Here is an 18,509-nt window from a genome sequence, read left to right on the forward strand (position 1 = left end):
GCAAGGATGCTCGAAAAAGTCATCAGTATTCTCTTCCCTATTTTCGCTGTCGTAGTGGCGGGATTTTTCGTTGGAAAGCAGTTCAAACCCAATATGGGTGACATGAATCGTATCAATATCGACTTGATGATCCCTTGCTTGGTATTCTCCACCTTGTCCATCATGCCCTTGGGAAAAGCGCAATCCTCTCTCATTTTCGCAGCGTCACTCGCTGTACTTTTGCCGGGGCTATTAATGGTTCCTGTCTGCAAACTGCTTAAGCTTTCCTATAAAACCTGGACGCCACCGCAGATGTTCCGCAATAGCGGAAACTTGGCCATACCACTTTTTGGTTATGCATTTGGTACGGCCGCAGAAGGACCTGCCGTTCTGCTTTTCGTTGTGTCGTTGTTGCTACATATTACCGTTGGATTGGCAATGCTTAGCAACGAAGAGTATCAGTTCCGAAATGTGCTAAAAATGCCACTTCTTTGGGCGTCTCTGGCCGCGATTTTGTTTAACGTCTTCGACGCAACACTCTGGAATCCGCTCTATGAGGCAATGACATTGGTTGGCCAAGCAGCGGTACCAATCATGCTTATTTCTCTGGGTGTGCAATTAACCGCGATTCGTTGGTCCGGAATTGGCGTAGGGTTACTGTCGACCGCTCTTAGTTTAGTAACCGGAGGCATTACGTTTGCGGTGATTTATTACTGGATCCCACTGCCAGCCGAGCACATGAAAATGTTGCTGCTGTTTACCATGCTTCCGCCAGCAGTGATGAACTTTTTGCTGGCAGAGCGTTTTCGTATTGGTGCAGACAACGTGGCTTCGATGGTGCTCTTTGGCAATTTACTCACCATCATCACCTTACCCCTGCTGCTGGCAGCAACTTTCTATATTGGGTAGTGGTGGCTAAATCAGGGGTTTTTTCCACACAGATTTAAAGTCAAACCAGCCAACCCGATTGGATGAGACATCCTCAAGGTCCGCGCTGTCCACCACACCTAACCAGATGTGAAACAAGGGAACGAGCTGCGAAGTTTCAACCAATGAACGACCTATCGCCTCTGAATCAAATGCAGTTTCTGACTGCTCGCGCCACAGTGCGATGTTTTCGTACAAATCATCAAACTCATCACGCGGCATCGCGGTCGATAGGTGCTCAAAGTTAGTTAACCACGGTAGCATCGAATCGGCACGCTTATTCCCGAAGCTGACCCCACACAGCCAAATATCAATCTTCTTGGCTTTTTTCGGTATCATCATCTCTTCGTAAGGCACTGTATCAATTTCCAACGTCACGCCGTCTTCTGCCAGCATTTGCTTCAAGGCCAATGCGAGTAAAGGAAACAATGGGTTTTCTGACTGATGAACAAGCCGCAATGTTTTCTGAGCAGGAGCTGGCGTACTGGTTGAAGAAACATTCGAATGGATCCAACCTGGCACTAACCCATACGCGTTAATTAAGCGATATTCTCCTATCTCTAACTTGGCAAGATAAGGCAGCAAACACAGTGAAGAAACACGCTGGCGAATGTAGGTTGCCCAGCGTTCATCTTTCGCAATCCCTGTTTGGCGATTTAGCAGCAAATAGTTACAACCTTCATCCAACTCCAATCTATCACTTGCATCACTCTGAAGTGCACCCTGGCGTGAATCCAGTGCGGTAGGATCAAGAGAAGCTGTCGGTTGCAAGTAACACATAGCGGCACTGTCCAGTACCCAGATTTCTATTTCATCCGTCAATGCACGGAAGCCAAAATACTGGTCGTGCGCTTTGAGTACCAATTGACGTTCATTGTTAACCGCAACACGATATGGACCCGTGCCTACTGGCATTCTGTCTCCATCCTTTGTTTGAGCGACTTTTTTTGACTGAATCGCTGCCATGGGAATTGCCAACGTTTCAGGTAGGTAGTTATCCGCCCGCGAAAGAAATACATCGATCACGTTATCTTCAGGGGCTTCAATTCGGTCAATATGCGCGAAATAAGGATTTGTCGTCAGGACTTTCAGTGACCAAATAACATCATCAGCATGCAGTAGGCTTCCGTCGTGAAATTTAACCGCCGGGCGCAGATAAAAACGCCATTGTTGGGGAGAAATTGCCTCCCAGTGATGGGCAAGATCGGGCTCCACCAGCTCGGTTTTCTCGTTAATTCGAGTAAGCCCATTAAAAATCTGTGTCACAAGATGCTGCTCGGAGCGTCTTAGAGGCTTGGTAGGGTTTAACGTTGGAAAGCTGCGGTAATAGGGCAAACGAATGATTTGCTTACCCTCTTGCGTTGACACACCCAATTGTTCTTGGATCAATCGCGCTAACTTTTCTGCATCGTTATCGAGTTCTTCCAATGCGGCATCAAGTTTACCTTCTTGAACCCACTTTCTAACTCGGCGCATTTGAAGGTCAGATTCAGTGCGATAGAAATTCAATCGGCTTTGCTTCCCTCGCCCAACGGCAGGATCCCAGCTCAGCCAGCCTTGCTCAGCCATCTTATTCAGCACCATTCTCGCGTTTCGTCGCGTACAACACAGAATGTCCGCCATCGTTTCCAAATTGGTGTCACTGTCTCTGCCACTGAAATAGGCATAGATTTTAGAAAACTGGGTTTGAAGGCGCTGTCCTGACATAAAAGAGGAACCCCTAAGTCGCTTAGTTTGCAGAAATATTTCCTATTTTATACTCAAATACGGCTTTCGCTATCAATATCTAACTGGTCAAGAGTTAGCCATTCGTCAGAAACATTTCCTCATTTTGTGCTCTGGAGATTGTTATTTCACTTAACGGCGTTATTATCGGTGTTCACATGCTGATGTTGCATAGGCTCAGGAGCCATCATGATCGAATCGACTGTTCTTTCTCACTATCATAAAAAGCAACAATGGATGGCAAGTCACATCGACGATGCCCAGTTTCCTACCCCAGAAAGCAAAAGGGGCTTGGCTTTCTATCAAGCTGCAGAGACGTCCCCGTCAGTCGAAGAGGTTCAGCACACTGAATCACAAGACGGTTTCACTTTTTATGCTGTCGATTGTCACCCACTGGTCGTGCGATATGCACTTACCTTGGCGCAAAAATGGCCCGATGACCAACAAGAGGTCATGGTCGAATACCTGTCTCAGTTATCTCTGACTGATATTCCCACTCCCGATGGTGTAAATGTTGCTCTTTACGTTGCGATGGAACGCGGAAAACCTGTCGCGACAGGTATGCTCTTCGAGACGCAAGAAGAAGAAAGCTCAGTGGAAGGTATCTATGATGTCTTCGGTATCACTGACGCAGCCCAAACGGCTATGATGAGCCACATGAAGTCAGTTGCTAAGAATGGCGTTATATTGGTTGAGTAATTATCTGATATACAAATAAAAAAGCAGAGCTAAGCTCTGCTTTTTTTGTCTCGATTCATTGATGACCGAAGTGCATTCTGATTTCAGATGTCTCTGGCACCGATACATTGAGACAGTAAAGTAATTGACTGAAAAGTGAGATAAAAAAGGGTTTCAGTCTTTACATAGTATTATTTACAACGGCACTTACGCTCTTTCTTGACGATGAAAAATGCAGCGACAAGAAAAGCAACGACCAGAACGGTTTCCACGGTATATCCCCTACAAGTATTTCAGCTAACGCTTAGTCAATCCACACTCTTCGGTTGGCATGGCTAAGCGGTGTTTTTTTATACGAAGCAGAGTATAACGAAGATCAATTTTCTTTTCTTGGTCGTTCTTTACTTTTTGCCAATTTAATACTCATTTGTACATAAATTCGTGAAATACCTCTATTTTGTCTTACCGCCCTATCGTAATTCACCCATAATTACATAAAGAACAATAAGTTATCACACCACTTCACTTACTTTTTGTGTGAGAGTCGCCTAGTAAAAGCGACTCTCTGTCCACCTCAATGGATAGAAGCACCATCGTCAGCCCACTTCCCAATAGCCTCTCGCTCTTCAACCGTCATTTGTGTCAGATTACCTAAAGGCATGATATTTGTAGTGACAGTTTGAGCGACAATTCTAGATACTTCGTTTTGCATCTGCTCAGGCGTGTCGAGCATCACTCCTGCAGGTGCAGTCGCAAAAGCCGCATGAGTTGGCTGTTGTGAATGACATACCGTACACCGCTCCGTAATGATGGTTTTTACCGTTTCAAACGCAACGATATCAGTTTGTTGAACGGTTACAATTTCCACATTCTCTGTTCCAGAAGATGAAACCGCAACGGGGACCCTTTTCTCTTGGAACGCATTAGGGTTGGACACAAAAGCAAGGCAAACTAATCCAAGTGCAGCAGTTGGAATTGTCCACGCATATTTCTGACTACCATGTCGCGTATTGAAGTAATGGCGCACCAAAACACTGATGACTGACAAACCCGCCAAGATTGCCCAGTTATATTCGTTTCCATAGGTGCTTGGAAAATGGTTGCTGATCATAATAAACAGCACAGGTAACGTCAGGTAGTTGTTGTGACGAGAACGAAGTAACCCTTTTGCTGGCAACTCTGGATCAGGCTCTCTGTTTTCTTCTATCGCTTTAACCAAGCCACGCTGAGCCGGCATAATAATGCGGAAAACATTACCCACCATAATGGTACCTATGATGGCACCGACATGGATGTACGCTCCTCGACCGCTAAATACTAAGCTCAATGCCCACGCAGCTCCGACAAGAGACGCAAATAACACCACCCCAAGTAGCAGCGGCTTTTTACCCAAAGGGGAATCACACAGAAAATCGTAGACAAACCAGCCCGCAACTAAAGAGCCAATACCTATTGCAACCGCTGTCATTGGAGCAATACCCGACCCCGGTTTAACAAGGTAAATATCTGCGTTGGAATAGAAAACGATGCTCAGCAGGGCCACACCGGTTAGCCAAGTAAAGTAGGCTTCCCATTTAAACCAATGTAAGGTTTCTGGCATTTTAGGGGGTGCCAATTTGTATTTCTCGAGGTGGTAAATGCCACCACCGTGTATGGCCCAAAGATCCCCTGACAACCCTTCTTTGGGGTTATCTCTATTTAGGTTATTTTCAAGCCAAACAAAGTAAAAAGAGGCACCAATCCAAGCGACGCCGGTGATCATGTGTATCCAGCGTACCGCAAGGTTCAACCATTCCGTGATGTACGGATCCATAACAACCTCCTGTATGAACGCCGTTGCTTATCTTGCGATTAACAATAAAGCTTACGTCGTCCCTTCCTGTTTTTCTTAGATATTGGCATTCACTTTAAACAAAGCAGCAAGCGACTCACTTTGAAAAAGAGACATTAAGATTCAGGAGCCAATATCACACGTATCTGTTTTGAAAAGAAAAACTCGTCACAGTTTTTACCTTCACCTTCTCGATCAACGACCAGAAACTGATCGTTTGGCGACAAAGCAAGCACAGGGTGATGCCATACGCCACAATGGTAATTCACACCTTGTGACCCTTTTGCATAAAACGCACGAATAGCATGCGGATCAGGCGCATCGGCCTTGGGTGCAACAACGACCAAATAGTCATTACCCAACAGTGGCACGAATGCTTGTGAGCCTTTTGGATGACGCTCCAGCATTTCAATGCCATGCGGGTATGACAGCGGTGTCGCTTGAAAGATATTGATGATAACGCGACTACCTTCATCAACTTGCGTGGTCGCAAGCTTGTGATAGCGTCGAGTAGAACCACCATTGATCATGAAATAGTCACGATTTTCAGTTTCAATGACATCACCAAACGGCGCAAACGCATCCGGTGTTAATGGCTCTGGCGTTAACGTGATTGTCACGCCCTTTTCAATATCTGTATCCATTTCTTGTATCATCCTGCGTTTACACGTTCACTATGACGATATTTGTTCAATCTGACTTTCGACCAAACAGTCGAACACGGCTAATGCCACCATCAGGGAAGATATTTACCCTAACGTGCGAAATCGCCCCAAGTGTATTTACCTGATTAGCAAACTCGTGGATGTTATCTGCGGACAATTTTTGACTTGGAAGCAGTTCACGCCAAAATAGGCTTTGTGTGGCGATCTGCTCGTCAGTGCCCCCTTCAACAAATGCAGCTTGAATCGAGACACTATCAGGGTAATTTCCTTTGAAATGCGCAGTGTCGATTACAATACGGTCAACATAGGCGGTATGACCCAAAGAAAGGATCACCCAATCATTCCCAGGTACACGACGTCGTGCCGTCTCCCAGCCGTCACCCATGTTTACGCCACGACCTGGCATTATGAGGTTACTCATATGACCAAAGTGCTGATCGTTACATGCCAGCGCACGACCACCGTTCTCGACCGCCACTAAGTCCAACTCTTGATCTGAACTTACGCGCGTCCAGTCAATCTCTGGTTGTCCATAAATTCGTAGTCTGGCGACGCCGCCATCGGGGTAGATGTGAAATCTCACATGGGTAAATGACTTTTTCGATTCAACATTTTCGAAGTGGTGGCTGTCACCCTTCAGGTTTGTGGATGCAATCAGCGTTTCCCAGACTTGCTCTTGCTGTGGGTCGCCATCTGGCGAGTAACATCCTTCTAACGATGCTGAGGGCGGGTAGTTACCCGTAAAGTGAGAGGTGTCGATATCTACACCGGAAATTTTGCCCGGCAAACCCAGTCTGACAACACAATAGTCATGCCCTTCTTCACGCTTACGGCGCGATTCCCAGCCATCCATCCATTTTCCGTTGTCATCGTATACGTCTTCTTTCCATTGCGCGGGCGCATCATCGACTAGACGCTGTTTATCGGCAAAGAAGTCATCTGTTGCATAAATTACCTTTGTGCCTAACCGGCTACTGGCAAGATTCACAAGCTTGACGAATTCAGGACGATTTTCCATTTTTATTGCTTCCTTTTATCACATATATCCGTGACACCGAGTTGCCTTTTTGGCCTGGCATCTTTGATACAAAAGGTCGCGTCTTTTCCCCTTTCACTGTGGCAGAAGGCATTTAATTGCACCTTCGGCGAGCTTCAATTTGCGAGACGCTGAATTCACCGTTTGATGTAATGAAATATCACCATCACGGCACCCAGAGAGCTACAAATCACGTAGCCTGAACAAAGCGATTTTGTTAATTTCGGCAATCGCTGTGTCAAATTCAGTTTGTAAGTCGTTGTCTAAACGTGTTTCAAACGCTGATAAAATCAAATGCCTGTTCGCGCCTTTTACCGCCATGATAAACGGGAACTGAAACTTCTCTTTATAGCGTTGGTTGTAATCAGTAAAGCGAGCAAACTCTTCAGCTGTACACTCGCTAATGCCAGCACTTGCTTGTTCAGAGGTCGATTCGGCGGTTAATTCGCCAGCTTGTGCCGCTTTGCCTGCTAAATCTGGGTGCGCCAACACCACCTGCATTTTTTTTGCGTCGTCGGCGTCATTCAGCACGTTAGACATGCGCGAATGCAAGGTGTCTTGATCGTCAAATGCCGTATCTAACCCACTTCCAAATGCGGTTTCAGCCACCCAAGGGCTGTGCTCATAGACACCACCAAAGGTTTCAACAAACTGTGCTTTTGTCTGACTGCTTGGCCGACAGGTTGTAAAGAGCCCCATTGATTACCTACTCCGTGGTCATGCTTGAATGCGGATGATGCTTGTGCCAATGATTGGCAATATCAACACGGCGAGTCACCCAAACCCTGTCGTGTTGTTCTACATATTCGATAAATCGCTTTAACGCAGCCAATCGGCCGGGGCGGCCTATCAAACGACAATGCAGGCCGATAGACAGCATTTTTGGTGCATCCAGCCCTTCTTCATAAAGCACATCAAAACTGTCTTTCAAGTACTGGAAGAACTGTTCACCAGAGTTAAACCCTTGAACCGTAGAAAAGCGCATGTCATTAGTATCTAACGAATACGGAATCACTAACTGAGGCTTACCTTTTTCGGTACCGTCCTCATGCCAATATGGAAGATCATCGTCATACGCATCTGAGTCATAAAGAAATCCACCTTCTTCAGCCACCAGCCTGCGAGTGTTTGGGCTGGTTCTTCCTGTATACCAACCTACTGGACGCTCTCCCGTAATCGCCGTTAACGCAGCAATGGCTTTATCCATATCTTCACGCTCGTCTTCTTCTCGAACATATTGATAATCGATCCAGCGATATCCATGGCTGCAGATTTCATGGCCTTCGTCTGCCATCGCTTGGATGATTTCAGGATAACGTTCCGCCGCCATACCAACGGCAAACACAGTGAGCGGTATCTCATGCTGGCGAAATAGACGAAGGATCCGCCATACACCCGAACGAGAACCATATTCATAGATAGATTCCATACTGATGTGACGAACACCTGAAAGGGGTTGCGCTGATGGGATTTCCGAAAGAAACGCTTCTGACTCTCGATCACCATGCAATACGCAACGCTCGCCACCTTCTTCGTAATTCAGTACAAATGAAACCGCAATCCGCGCCTCACCCGGCCACCTTGGGTGAGGAGGATGAGCACCATAGCCTTTCAAATCCCGAGGATAATCACTACTCATCGCGCCATTCCTTTCCTTAAACCTTGCGTGAATGTTGTTCGTGTTTGCCGCTCTATTTATCTACTTATGGCGGTATAAAGATCAAAGAATCCGTTTCGGTTCTCATGAAGTCATTTTTAGTATTACATTTTGTATACAATTTACAAGAACAAGTTAACAAAATGTTGCCGCGTTCAAGTTTCTGCAAATCCAAAAAATCTATAATGAACACAAAGAATACGCGCTAAACCCGCTAAATTCGTGGTTTATTGCCCGATTCTCACAATTAGAACTGCACAATTTTTGACCTTTACAACAATTAACTATTGTGTACATTTTAGTTTGTAGATGTGCACATTGTTCGGATTAACTCGAATCACTCAGACTTAGATACGTGCAGACAAAGGTAGCTGTATTAGTATCCAAGGTAATACATGCAGGAATGCGTAACCTTGGTAACTCGACAAAAGGACAGAACACAGATGGGAAAACTGACGACGCATGTACTAGACACCGCGCATGGAAAGCCGGGAGCTGATATCAACGTATCGCTATACCGTGTTGATGGTGACACTTTACAACATGTGATCACGACAACAACGAATTCAGATGGGCGCACCGATGAGCCGCTTCTGGAGGCTAACGGTTTGTTAGTGGGCAAATATCAGCTCCAATTCAACACCGCCGATTACTTCCGCAACGCGGGCGTTTCCCTGAGTGATACCCCCTTTTTAGACGATGTAATCATTCGTTTTGGCGTGGATGACGCGAATTCGCACTACCACGTACCTTTGCTCGTTTCGCCCTACAGTTTTTCAACTTACAGAGGAAGCTAGCCTTCCTCTGTTTGGCAACAATTGCCGAACGCAAACACACTGGCCTTAAGCCAACGAAATAATGCGAAAAGGAAAACTCGCAGTAAGTCTAGGGGGAGCGTTGACGTTTCGACATTGCCTCGCCGTTTGAAAAACGCATTTGTGTTTCTAAATAGCGGTAGCAGCGATTTATCGGATCCTTTTTTAAGGCAACGCGCGTGACCTGACGTACACGCCCCATAACAACAGGAATGAAATAATGGAAAAGCAAAGCACTGTTGAACAACCCATAGGTAAGAGTGGCTTTTTGGAACGTTACTTCAAGTTAAGCCAGCACGGTACCTCAGTAAAAAATGAACTGATAGGCGGGATCACCACTTTTGCCACCATGGCATACATCATTTTTGTGAACCCTAATATCATGTCAGCATCCGGTATGGATCCGGGCGCGCTCTTTGTTGCTACCTGTATCGGGGCCGCGATCGGCACGTTAATGATGGGGCTATTCGCTAATTGGCCTGTCGGCCTCGCCCCCGGCATGGGCTTGAATGCATTCTTCGCATTTACCGTTGTTGGGGAAATGGGGTATAGCTGGCAAGTTGCACTGGGTGCGGTATTTATCTCTGGCGTCATTTTTGTTGGCCTCAGCGTATCGCGAGTCAGAGAGTGGATTATTAACAGCATCCCCTCCTCCCTTCGCTACGGCATGACCGCTGGTGTTGGCCTGTTTCTCGGCATTATCGGTCTGAAAAGCGCGGGCATTGTCGTCGGTAGCCAAGCAACGTTAGTCACACTCGGCGACTTCACACAGCCACAGGCAATCCTGGCTGCCGTCTGTTTCTTTATTATCTCAGTCCTTGCAGTTAAGCAGGTATTTGGTGCGGTACTTATCGGGATCTTTAGTGTCACCTTAATTGGTTTGGGCCTCGATCTTGTTCAATACGGCGGCATATTTTCTGCACCGCCAAGCATTGCACCTACCTTTTTGGCGATGGACATCGCTGGTGCACTCAACGTCGGTATGATCAGCATCATTTTGGCGTTCCTGTTTGTAAACATGTTTGATACCGCAGGCACCCTGATGGGCGTCGCTGAGCGTGCAAACTTAATCAATAAAGAAACAGGAAAAATAGATGGCCTGCCACGAGCATTAAAAGCAGACAGCATGTCCAGCGTGATTGGTGCCTGCTTTGGTTGTCCTCCAGTGACAAGCTATGTAGAAAGTGCGTCAGGCGTTTCAGCGGGTGCTCGAACAGGCCTCTCTGCCATTGTCGTTGGCGTATTGTTCTTGGCGGCTGTTTTCCTTGCTCCACTTGCAGGTATGATCCCTGCGTATGCGACGGCAGGTGCACTGATTTACGTGGCATTTCTTATGATGAGCAGCATCAAGAACGTCAACTGGGATGACTTTACAGACTCCGTCCCCGCCGCCGTTACTGCATTGATGATGCCGCTGACTTTCTCTATCTCAAACGGCATTGCACTTGGCTTCATTACCTACACAGTGCTCAAAGCCGGTACAGGAAAGTTCTCTGATATTTCAATCGCTATGTATGCGTTGAGCATCCTCTTCGTGTTCAAACTGATTTTGATTTAGTTATACACAAGTAAAAGGCCCGTAGAGGCCTTTTCTTTTCATTCTAATAATACACATTTCGTTTTAGGACCAAGGGTAATTCTACATTCACCACCAACACTGCCAATTTAACAGGAAGCACGGCAGTGAGAGGAAGACGTTATGAAACTGCTCTATGAATTAAACGAGAAACCGCCGGTAGGATCTATGCTCCTGCTGGCTATTCAACATATGCTTGCATCTATCGGCGGTATTATCGCTGTCCCCCTCATCGTTGGAACGGCAATTGGATTGCCAACAGGTGACGTTGTAACATTAATTAATGCTGCTCTGTTTGTATCTGGTGCAATTACCATTGTCCAATGTATCGGATTTGGTCCTGTCGGCATTCGACTTCCCGTCGTTATGGGCTCTAGCTTTGCCTTTCTAGGCATTGCTATCGGCATCGGTAAAGCAGATGGCGTTTCGGGCATTATGGGGGCAGCCCTAGTGGGGGCATGTATGGTCATTGTCTCCGCGTTCTTTATGGAGCAAATCCGCAAGCTGTTCCCACCTGTCGTAAGCGGTGTCGTTGTCACCTTGATTGGCTTAACCATTTTGCCCGTTGCCATGAATTGGGTGGGTGACGCACCTGCTGGCAGCGAACATTTTGCGACATTGCCTAAACTTTTTCTTGCTGGTATCTCCCTGCTTGTTGTCTTGCTCGTTGCTACCTATGCAAAAGGGTCTGTTGCAGCATCGGCCATTGTGATCGGTTTAGCAGGTGGCTATCTGGTCGCACTCAGCATGGGCATGGTGAACATAGAACAAATCGGCAAAGCCAGTTGGTTCTCTGCGCCTGAACCCTTGAAGTTTGGTCTGAGCTTCTCCTGGCCTGCCATCATCAGTATGTGTCTGGCCTATATCGTCGTTATTGCCGAAGCGACTGGCGATTTCCTCGCACTTGCCAGCAATTGTCACCGCACCATTTCGGGTAAAGATCTGAAGCGTGGATTGTTGGGTGATGGTATCGGCAGTGCAATTGGCTCCTTCTTTGGAGCCATGCCACTGGCATCGTTCAGCCAAAATGTCGGTATCGTCGGTATTACGGGCGTCGCAAGCCGATTTGTCGTGGGAACAACCGGTGCCTTATTAATTCTTGCGGGTTTATTCCCTAAATTCGGTGCATTGGCAGTTACTGTGCCTAAACCCGTTTTGGGCGGCGTTGGCTTTATCATGTTCGGCATGATTGCGTATGCGGGTATTCGCATGTTGGTTAAAGCAGCCGACACACGACGCAATGCACTGGTCATTTGTGTCTCTCTTGCTGCAGGTCTTGCTGTAACTATCAAACCTTCCCTGCTTCAGCACATGCACCATGATATTGCGCAATTGCTCCACTCTGGCATTACCACGGGTACGATTGTTGCCGTTGTATTGAATCTCGTTTTGCCTAAAACGAAAGAAGATATAACGGCAGAAAGGGAGGCTGAAGAGGAAGAAATGAACAGCGAGCATACTCAACCTCTAAGCGAAGAAACTGCTGATCCCGTTATGGCGAGCAGTGCAACTTCGACTGCCCAAGAAGACGTAGCAAACGATCAAGAATCCAAACCCACGCAATAATGCATCCCTCTATCGCCCCTTGCTTTCTTCATGAAACTTGGGGCGATTTCTTTTTCAGTAAGGACACAAAGTATGGCAATGACTTGGATTAAACATCCACTCGCAATTTGGACCGGAAATGAAGAAGATGCGGCTGGCGGCATTGTCGTTGATGGAAATACGATTGTTGAAGTGATCGGCAAAAACACGATGCCCTCGGTCACTGTTGATGAAACAGTGGACGCCTCAGAGCATGTTGTGCTTCCCGGTTTGGTTAATGCGCATCACCATTTCTACCAAACACTGACCCGTGCCTATCCTGATGCATTAGACAAAGAGCTATTCCATTGGCTTAAGGCCCTCTATCCCGTTTGGGCTGGTCTCGATGAAGACATGATGCGATTGGGCACTGAGTTAGCCAGCGCAGAGCTGCTACTCTCTGGCTGCACGACGGCATCCGATCATCACTATTTGATCCCGGTTGGTCTCGAACACGCTATAGACATACAAGTCGACGCTACACGAAAAATGGGGCTGCGTACGGTACTGACTCGCGGTTCAATGAGTCTTGGTGAAGACCAAGGCGGCTTGCCACCACGGCACACCATTCAAACAGAACAAGCCATTATCGATGACAGCCTTCGTCTAATCCGTGAATACCACCAGCCAGAATACGGGGGAATGACGCAAATTGCGCTCGCGCCGTGCTCACCCTTTTCGGTGACAACGGATCTGATGAAAGAAACAGCACATGTCGCCAGACAGCACAACGTGATGTTACATACACACCTGTGCGAAACCATCGACGAGGAAAACTTTTGTCTCGAACGCTTTGGTTATCGCCCTGTGGATTATCTCGAAGAGGTCGGTTGGCTTCACGACCGAACGTGGCTGGCACACGGTATCCATTTTAATGACGAGGAAATTAAGAGGCTCGGTCATGCGGGCATCGGGATCTGCCACTGCCCAAGTTCAAACATGATGCTAGCATCCGGCATTTGTCGAAACTTGGAACTTGAAGCCGCTGGCGCATCAGTGGGATTAGGTGTAGATGGCTCTGCATCTAATGACGGTTCAAACCTCGTGAATGAACTAAGAATGGCCACCTATATTCAGCGGCTACGTTATGGTTCTTCAAGCGTTAGTCATCTCGACGCGTTCCGCTGGGCGACGTCAGGTTCAGCGAGAAATATTGGCCGCAAAGATATAGGCAAACTGTCGAAAGGAATGCTGGCAGATATCGCGATGTTTAAGCTCGACAAAATCCAATTTTCTGGCAGCCATGACCCGCTTGCAGCACTTGTACTGTGTGGCGCACACCGCGCAGACAGGGTAATGGTCAACGGCGAGTGGCGAGTGAAAGACGGCGAATTAGTAGATATTGATAAGCATGGATTGATGATAAAACACAGAGCAGCGGCGAGAAAATTAGCCGAGAAAGCCAGTATTCGATAAAAACAAAAAAGCCTGCAAATAATGCAGGCTTTTCCTTACAAGTGTTGCTCAGGCAACGCTATGCCGCATTAATGTCGCTATCTCTGCGTAACATATCTTTCGTGAAAATTTTGAAATGCGCCTTTTTATCTTTCTTGGCTTCATACATTGCCAAATCGGCATACTTAACAAGATCATCACTGTTCGTGGAGTCATCCGGTGACATCGCCACACCAATGCTGGTTGAAATATCTATCGAGTGGCCATCCACCATTGCAGGGGGTTCAAACGCTTTAAGGATTGAAAGGACGACCCCTTCCACATCCTTCGTACTATGAACTTGTCGAACAATGATAACGAATTCATCACCACCAAGACGGAATACCGTGTCGCTTGACCGGACAGCTTGAACCAGACGATCTGCCGTTTCTATCAAGATTTGGTCGCCAACATCATGACCTAATGTGTCATTGATTTTCTTGAATAAATTCAGATCCAAGAACATCACTGCGATTTTGTCACCCGCACGCTCCATCAGCGAAATTGAAGTATCAAGCTCATCATAGATGGACATCCTGTTTTTCAAGCCTGTCAATTCGTCGTGGTGTGCTTTGTGCTCTAGCGTTTTTTCCCTATGGTGCACTTTCTCACTCATCCTGTAGAAGGTCGAAAGCAGGTGCCCCATTTCGTTCTTCTCCAGAACATCCATCACCTGTAAACGCTTACCGTTTTCAACCAGTCGAGTGCTCGAAACCAGCAGTTGCAACGGAACAAAAAAGTTACGCTGTAAAAAAGAGAGCGTGAATATCGCGAGGCCAATAAAAAACACGATTTCAACTGCCATCAGCGTTGTTATCTTGGCTCGATTTTCCCTAAAATCCCCTTTTCTCTGTTCTAACAATATCTGCTCAGCACTTGTAAATTCATTGAGATACCGGCGAATATTATCCATATATTGCTTACCGATATCTTGCGACACTAGGGCAACTGCCTTTTCTTTTTGACCGTTTTGAACAAATTCTATCGTCTTCGCCATCTCGTCGAACTTTAACGTCATTTCATTAGAAATTAACGCGAGTAATTCTTGTTGACTGGGATTGTCTGCCGTCATTTCCTGTAACAGTGATAAGTTCCTTTTCGATTCTGTTATGCCGTTATGGTAAGGCTCCAAATACGATAAGTTAGATGTGATTAAATAACCACGTTGTCCCGTTTCCACATCTGTCATAGAACTCAACAACGCGTGTGTATGGTCCAACACATCATGAGTGTGAACAACCCAGTTCAGTTTTTCGTCACCAAAGTTTTCCAATCTAAAGGTAAATGCCGAATTGGCTATCGCTCCTACAAATAGGCACAACAGTAGCAACGTCAGTTTCAAACGAATGCTCACCGCAATCTCTCCCTAATATATCCGACCTTTAGGCGCATCAACATTCTGAAAAAAGCGTTTGATGCCCTGTCTACACACTTGCACTAACCCATTCAAATTACGTGTCATTCACTCATAAAAACAACGTCCGCAAGAATTTTAAGATTATCAATAAGAGCGTAGAGCAAACGAGTGGTTTTACTAAGCGCAACCAATCAAAACCCCAATAAAAATCACAGCATGGTGGTCACTTGATACTTTTGTATCCAGTACGCCATATCGAAAAAAAACGACTAATTTTGCGTAATACATCTGCAGAAATTAGACAGATTTTCGTTAGATTCCATGTATCCAAAAAAGATTACATTATGTGTCTTTTTGAAGATGGATGTACCAATTTCAGTAGTTTGCTATGTCTTCTTGTTTTGCGGAGCCTGCCGATCTTGTGCTCGGAATTCAGCTATGTTTTAAAAATATTGCGTTCAGGAGTTGTGCAATACACCTCCTTCCATTTCTAAGCGTATTGAGTCTCAAGTTATGAAGAAGCATGGATTAGCAAAATCAATTCAAATAATCGGCGTTCCTGTCGATTTAGGTGCCTCTCGAAGAGGTACCGATGGTGGACTATCAGCGGTTCGTATCGCTGGTCTCGGTGAGCAGTTAAAAAACATGGGGTATCACATCTCACAAGAAGTCGACGTTGCCGTTCCGTCGAAGGAATCTAGACCCGTTGAAACGGGTAATACGATGCGATTTAGAAATGAAATTCTTCAAGTCTGCCAAGACCTCGCCTTGGTCACAAAAGCAGCGTTAGAACATGGAGATATGCCACTGGTGGTGGGTGGAGACCATTCCATCGCTATGGGGTCTATCTCTGGTATCTCGGACTATTACCAAAACCAAAATCAGGATTTAGGACTTGTCTGGTTTGATGCGCATGCGGATATGAATATCCCTGGAATTTCCCCGTCTGGCAACGTTCACGGCATGCCTCTTGCTCATTTGCTGGGGTATGGCGACAAAGACTTCACCAGCATCTTAAGCGCAAACACCAAGATAAAACCGGAAAACGTCGCGCTCGTCGGCGTTAGGGATATCGATGAGAAAGAAAAGGAACTCATCAGACAATCGGGCGTTAAAGTGTACAGCATGCGCGATATCGATGAGCTAGGCATGAGCAGGGTTAGCGATGAAATCATTGAAATTGTCACCAAAGACACCGTTGGCTTTCATGTTAGTTTCGATGTAGATGGCTGTGACCCCGAATTTATACCGGGCTCTGGCACACTGGTACCGGGGGGTGTCACGTATCGCGAAGCACATTTACTCTTAGAAAAGTGCGCTGAAACAGGGCTCATGACGTCCATGGATCTCGTTGAATTAAATCCGTTTCTTGATAAAGGAAACATCTCGGCGGAAAGAGCGGTTCAACTTGTCTTAAGTGCGTTTGGACGCAGCGTTATTTAAGTCACCTTCACATTTATCATAAGGGGATACGGCGGCACAAAGCCTTCCCCTTTTAACATCTGGTTCTGTACGCAATATTCACCAAGATTTTTAAACGTAGGGAGATTACGCTATTCCCACCGCAAAAAATTGCCCTATTAATATCTCAATTAAAAGATATTCAATACCCTAACCTTTTGATGTCGTTATTTTCACTTTATTCAGGGACGAATAAATGATGGTTAAGTGTCGTCTGATCTTTCTACCTTTCTTGATCACGTTTTTCACCGCGATTTCTGGTTATACCTTTTTCCGCTGGTGGTTTGACATCGAACTCAATGCTGTAACGTTCGATGAAAAGGCATGGGAGCTTTTCATTCCCGCTATCATTTCCATTAGCTCAATCGCTCTCATTACACGTAAACGGTTTCGCGTATTTCGAATAAAAGGCGAAGAGCCTTCTATGCTAACCAAGATGTTCTTAGTTCTTGCGCTAGCGATACCTATGGGAATTGCTCAGGCCCTTGTCTCATCTGCCTCATACGAACTCGTTAACCTCCGCACTAGCGACGAACTTTTAGCCCACGAATCAGAAAAATTTTTCACCATAGACAGATATCGAGTAAGTCGTAATCAATTTGCGAGTGACACCGTTTTCAGGGTCAGGGGAAAACACAACGAAGATCTGGCCATCAATCTGTATGTTGCCGTCCCTATCGATTTAGAAAAGAACATTTGGTACGGCGTCCGTTATTACAAGACGATCAGCAACAAAGGTTCAGATAACGAAAAGCAGGCTGCTTATACAACCTTCATCGATGAGGCGAATGAAAAGTTCAAAGAACACGATTACTACGACCATAGTCATTTTAAACTTCTTAGAGACTCTGAACTCTACGATGGTTTTAAGAATGCCATTCTTCAAACGTACCCACTAAAGACCAACGAAGATTTCTTTATTCTGTACCCGCAAAAAGAAACATTAGCTGACGCGAATGACGAGCTTTACTTCATTTTCTACATCTCTGCTGCCATCGCATTTCTCGTGGTCGCAATCGTCTCATTCGTATTGAAAACAGATCCTAAAGCATTGGAGCTTTATCAAAGTGGGCAGTTAGATAACAGCGACTTTACAACCCAAATCGTTCGTATGCTCACCTTCAGAGCAGGAGTGCCAATCACAACCTTGCTCGTATTGATCTGTTTAGCGGTATACGTAATGGGTGTCTTGAATGGTGTCGACTTCATGAATGCGAGCGTGAACGAGCTCATTCCCTACGGAGCAGTGAGAAGAGACTTCGTGCTTAACGGAGAGTATTGGCGGTTAATCACAGCGGCATTTGCCCACTTTGGTTTGGCCCACATTGCCATGAATCTATTTGTTCTTGGTCTGGGCGGTAAATTCATCGAACCACTCATTGGTAGCATTCGCTTTACGCTACTTGTTGTCGTATCTGCGGTTGGCTGTACGACCTTGAGTATTTACGTAAACGAAAGCACCTTGAGTGCGGGCAGTTCAGGCATAAATTACGGACTTATCGGTGCATTAGTCGCAATGCTGATCACAAGAAGATTAAGCAAACAACAAGGTTCTGATGCACTAATGTTAATCGCATTTATCGCCGTATCCACCGTTATCTCTTTGTTCATGTCAAACGTTGATCATGCGGGTCACTTTGGCGGATTTTTAGGCGGAGCCCTCGTTGGACTTTTTTGTGGTGTCAGAGAGAAAAAGGAAAAGCACATTAATGCAGCATTGTGATGGTAAAACAATCATCCCGATTAGTTGTGAATTAAAACTTACAAACCCCTGACATATACCG

15 protein-coding genes are annotated in these 18,509 nt (G+C 46.0%); 8 read left to right on the forward strand and 7 right to left on the reverse strand.

Features of this window, described 5'->3' with window-relative positions; all coding sequences use genetic code 11:
* Nucleotides 1–6: 6 nt before the first annotated feature.
* Nucleotides 7–888, forward strand: a complete 882-nt coding sequence (locus LRP49_RS00875; RefSeq protein WP_274139535.1) for an AEC family transporter — start codon at nucleotides 7–9, stop codon at nucleotides 886–888.
* A 6-nt stretch (nucleotides 889–894) separates the two neighbouring features.
* On the opposite strand, the gene LRP49_RS00880 is transcribed toward LRP49_RS00875, so the two are convergent.
* Nucleotides 895–2,613: an SgrR family transcriptional regulator gene (locus LRP49_RS00880; RefSeq protein WP_274139536.1), complete on the reverse strand. Its 1,719-nt coding sequence runs from the start codon at nucleotides 2,611–2,613 to the stop codon at nucleotides 895–897.
* A gap of 207 nt (nucleotides 2,614–2,820) precedes the next feature.
* Between LRP49_RS00880 and LRP49_RS00885 the strand changes: the two genes are divergently transcribed.
* A complete protein-coding gene (locus tag LRP49_RS00885) occupies nucleotides 2,821–3,330 on the forward strand; it encodes a hypothetical protein (RefSeq protein ID WP_274139537.1) in 510 nt (169 codons plus the stop codon).
* A 553-nt stretch (nucleotides 3,331–3,883) separates the two neighbouring features.
* Here the strand turns inward: LRP49_RS00885 and LRP49_RS00890 are convergent.
* The 5 genes from LRP49_RS00890 to puuE form a co-directional block, all read right to left on the reverse strand.
* Complete coding sequence (locus LRP49_RS00890) at nucleotides 3,884–5,122, reverse strand: urate hydroxylase PuuD (RefSeq protein WP_274139538.1); 1,239 nt, start codon at nucleotides 5,120–5,122, stop codon at nucleotides 3,884–3,886.
* 134 nt (nucleotides 5,123–5,256) lie between these two features.
* Nucleotides 5,257–5,784, reverse strand: a complete 528-nt coding sequence (locus LRP49_RS00895; protein WP_274139539.1) for an ureidoglycolate lyase — start codon at nucleotides 5,782–5,784, stop codon at nucleotides 5,257–5,259.
* Nucleotides 5,785–5,830: 46 nt separating this feature from the next.
* Nucleotides 5,831–6,823 carry an allantoicase gene (gene alc / locus LRP49_RS00900; protein WP_274139540.1) on the reverse strand — a complete coding sequence of 331 codons (993 nt, stop codon included), beginning with the start codon at nucleotides 6,821–6,823 and terminating at the stop codon, nucleotides 5,831–5,833.
* 201 nt (nucleotides 6,824–7,024) lie between these two features.
* Nucleotides 7,025–7,540: a 2-oxo-4-hydroxy-4-carboxy-5-ureidoimidazoline decarboxylase gene (uraD, locus tag LRP49_RS00905; RefSeq protein ID WP_274139541.1), complete on the reverse strand. Its 516-nt coding sequence runs from the start codon at nucleotides 7,538–7,540 to the stop codon at nucleotides 7,025–7,027.
* 7 nt (nucleotides 7,541–7,547) lie between these two features.
* Complete coding sequence (gene puuE, locus LRP49_RS00910) at nucleotides 7,548–8,480, reverse strand: allantoinase PuuE (protein WP_274139542.1); 933 nt, start codon at nucleotides 8,478–8,480, stop codon at nucleotides 7,548–7,550.
* Between the two features lie 461 nt (nucleotides 8,481–8,941).
* On the opposite strand from puuE, the gene uraH reads away from it, so the two are divergent.
* From uraH to LRP49_RS00930, 4 genes are all read left to right on the forward strand, one after another.
* Entirely contained in the window at nucleotides 8,942–9,295 is a 354-nt protein-coding gene (uraH, locus tag LRP49_RS00915) for a hydroxyisourate hydrolase (protein WP_274139543.1), read from the forward strand.
* 238 nt (nucleotides 9,296–9,533) lie between these two features.
* Nucleotides 9,534–10,871, forward strand: a complete 1,338-nt coding sequence (locus LRP49_RS00920; protein ID WP_274139544.1) for an NCS2 family permease — start codon at nucleotides 9,534–9,536, stop codon at nucleotides 10,869–10,871.
* 141 nt (nucleotides 10,872–11,012) lie between these two features.
* Nucleotides 11,013–12,455: a nucleobase:cation symporter-2 family protein gene (locus LRP49_RS00925; RefSeq protein WP_274139546.1), complete on the forward strand. Its 1,443-nt coding sequence runs from the start codon at nucleotides 11,013–11,015 to the stop codon at nucleotides 12,453–12,455.
* Between the two features lie 72 nt (nucleotides 12,456–12,527).
* Nucleotides 12,528–13,889 (forward strand): 8-oxoguanine deaminase, encoded by a 1,362-nt coding sequence (locus LRP49_RS00930; protein ID WP_274139547.1) that lies wholly within the window; start codon nucleotides 12,528–12,530, stop codon nucleotides 13,887–13,889.
* Between the two features lie 58 nt (nucleotides 13,890–13,947).
* Here the strand turns inward: LRP49_RS00930 and LRP49_RS00935 are convergent, their stop codons facing one another.
* Nucleotides 13,948–15,261: a diguanylate cyclase domain-containing protein gene (locus tag LRP49_RS00935; protein WP_274139549.1), complete on the reverse strand. Its 1,314-nt coding sequence runs from the start codon at nucleotides 15,259–15,261 to the stop codon at nucleotides 13,948–13,950.
* A 516-nt stretch (nucleotides 15,262–15,777) separates the two neighbouring features.
* Here LRP49_RS00935 and rocF point away from each other — a divergent pair.
* Both rocF and LRP49_RS00945 read left to right on the forward strand, forming a co-directional pair.
* On the forward strand, nucleotides 15,778–16,707 hold the full coding sequence (rocF, locus tag LRP49_RS00940) for an arginase (protein ID WP_274139550.1): 930 nt from the start codon (nucleotides 15,778–15,780) through the stop codon (nucleotides 16,705–16,707).
* Between the two features lie 214 nt (nucleotides 16,708–16,921).
* On the forward strand, nucleotides 16,922–18,448 hold the full coding sequence (locus tag LRP49_RS00945; protein WP_274139552.1) for a rhomboid family intramembrane serine protease: 1,527 nt from the start codon (nucleotides 16,922–16,924) through the stop codon (nucleotides 18,446–18,448).
* Nucleotides 18,449–18,509 lie beyond the last annotated feature (61 nt).

Origin of the sequence: Enterovibrio qingdaonensis (genome assembly GCF_028683135.1) — a bacterium.
Classification (GTDB): Bacteria; Pseudomonadota; Gammaproteobacteria; order Enterobacterales; family Vibrionaceae; genus Enterovibrio; species Enterovibrio qingdaonensis.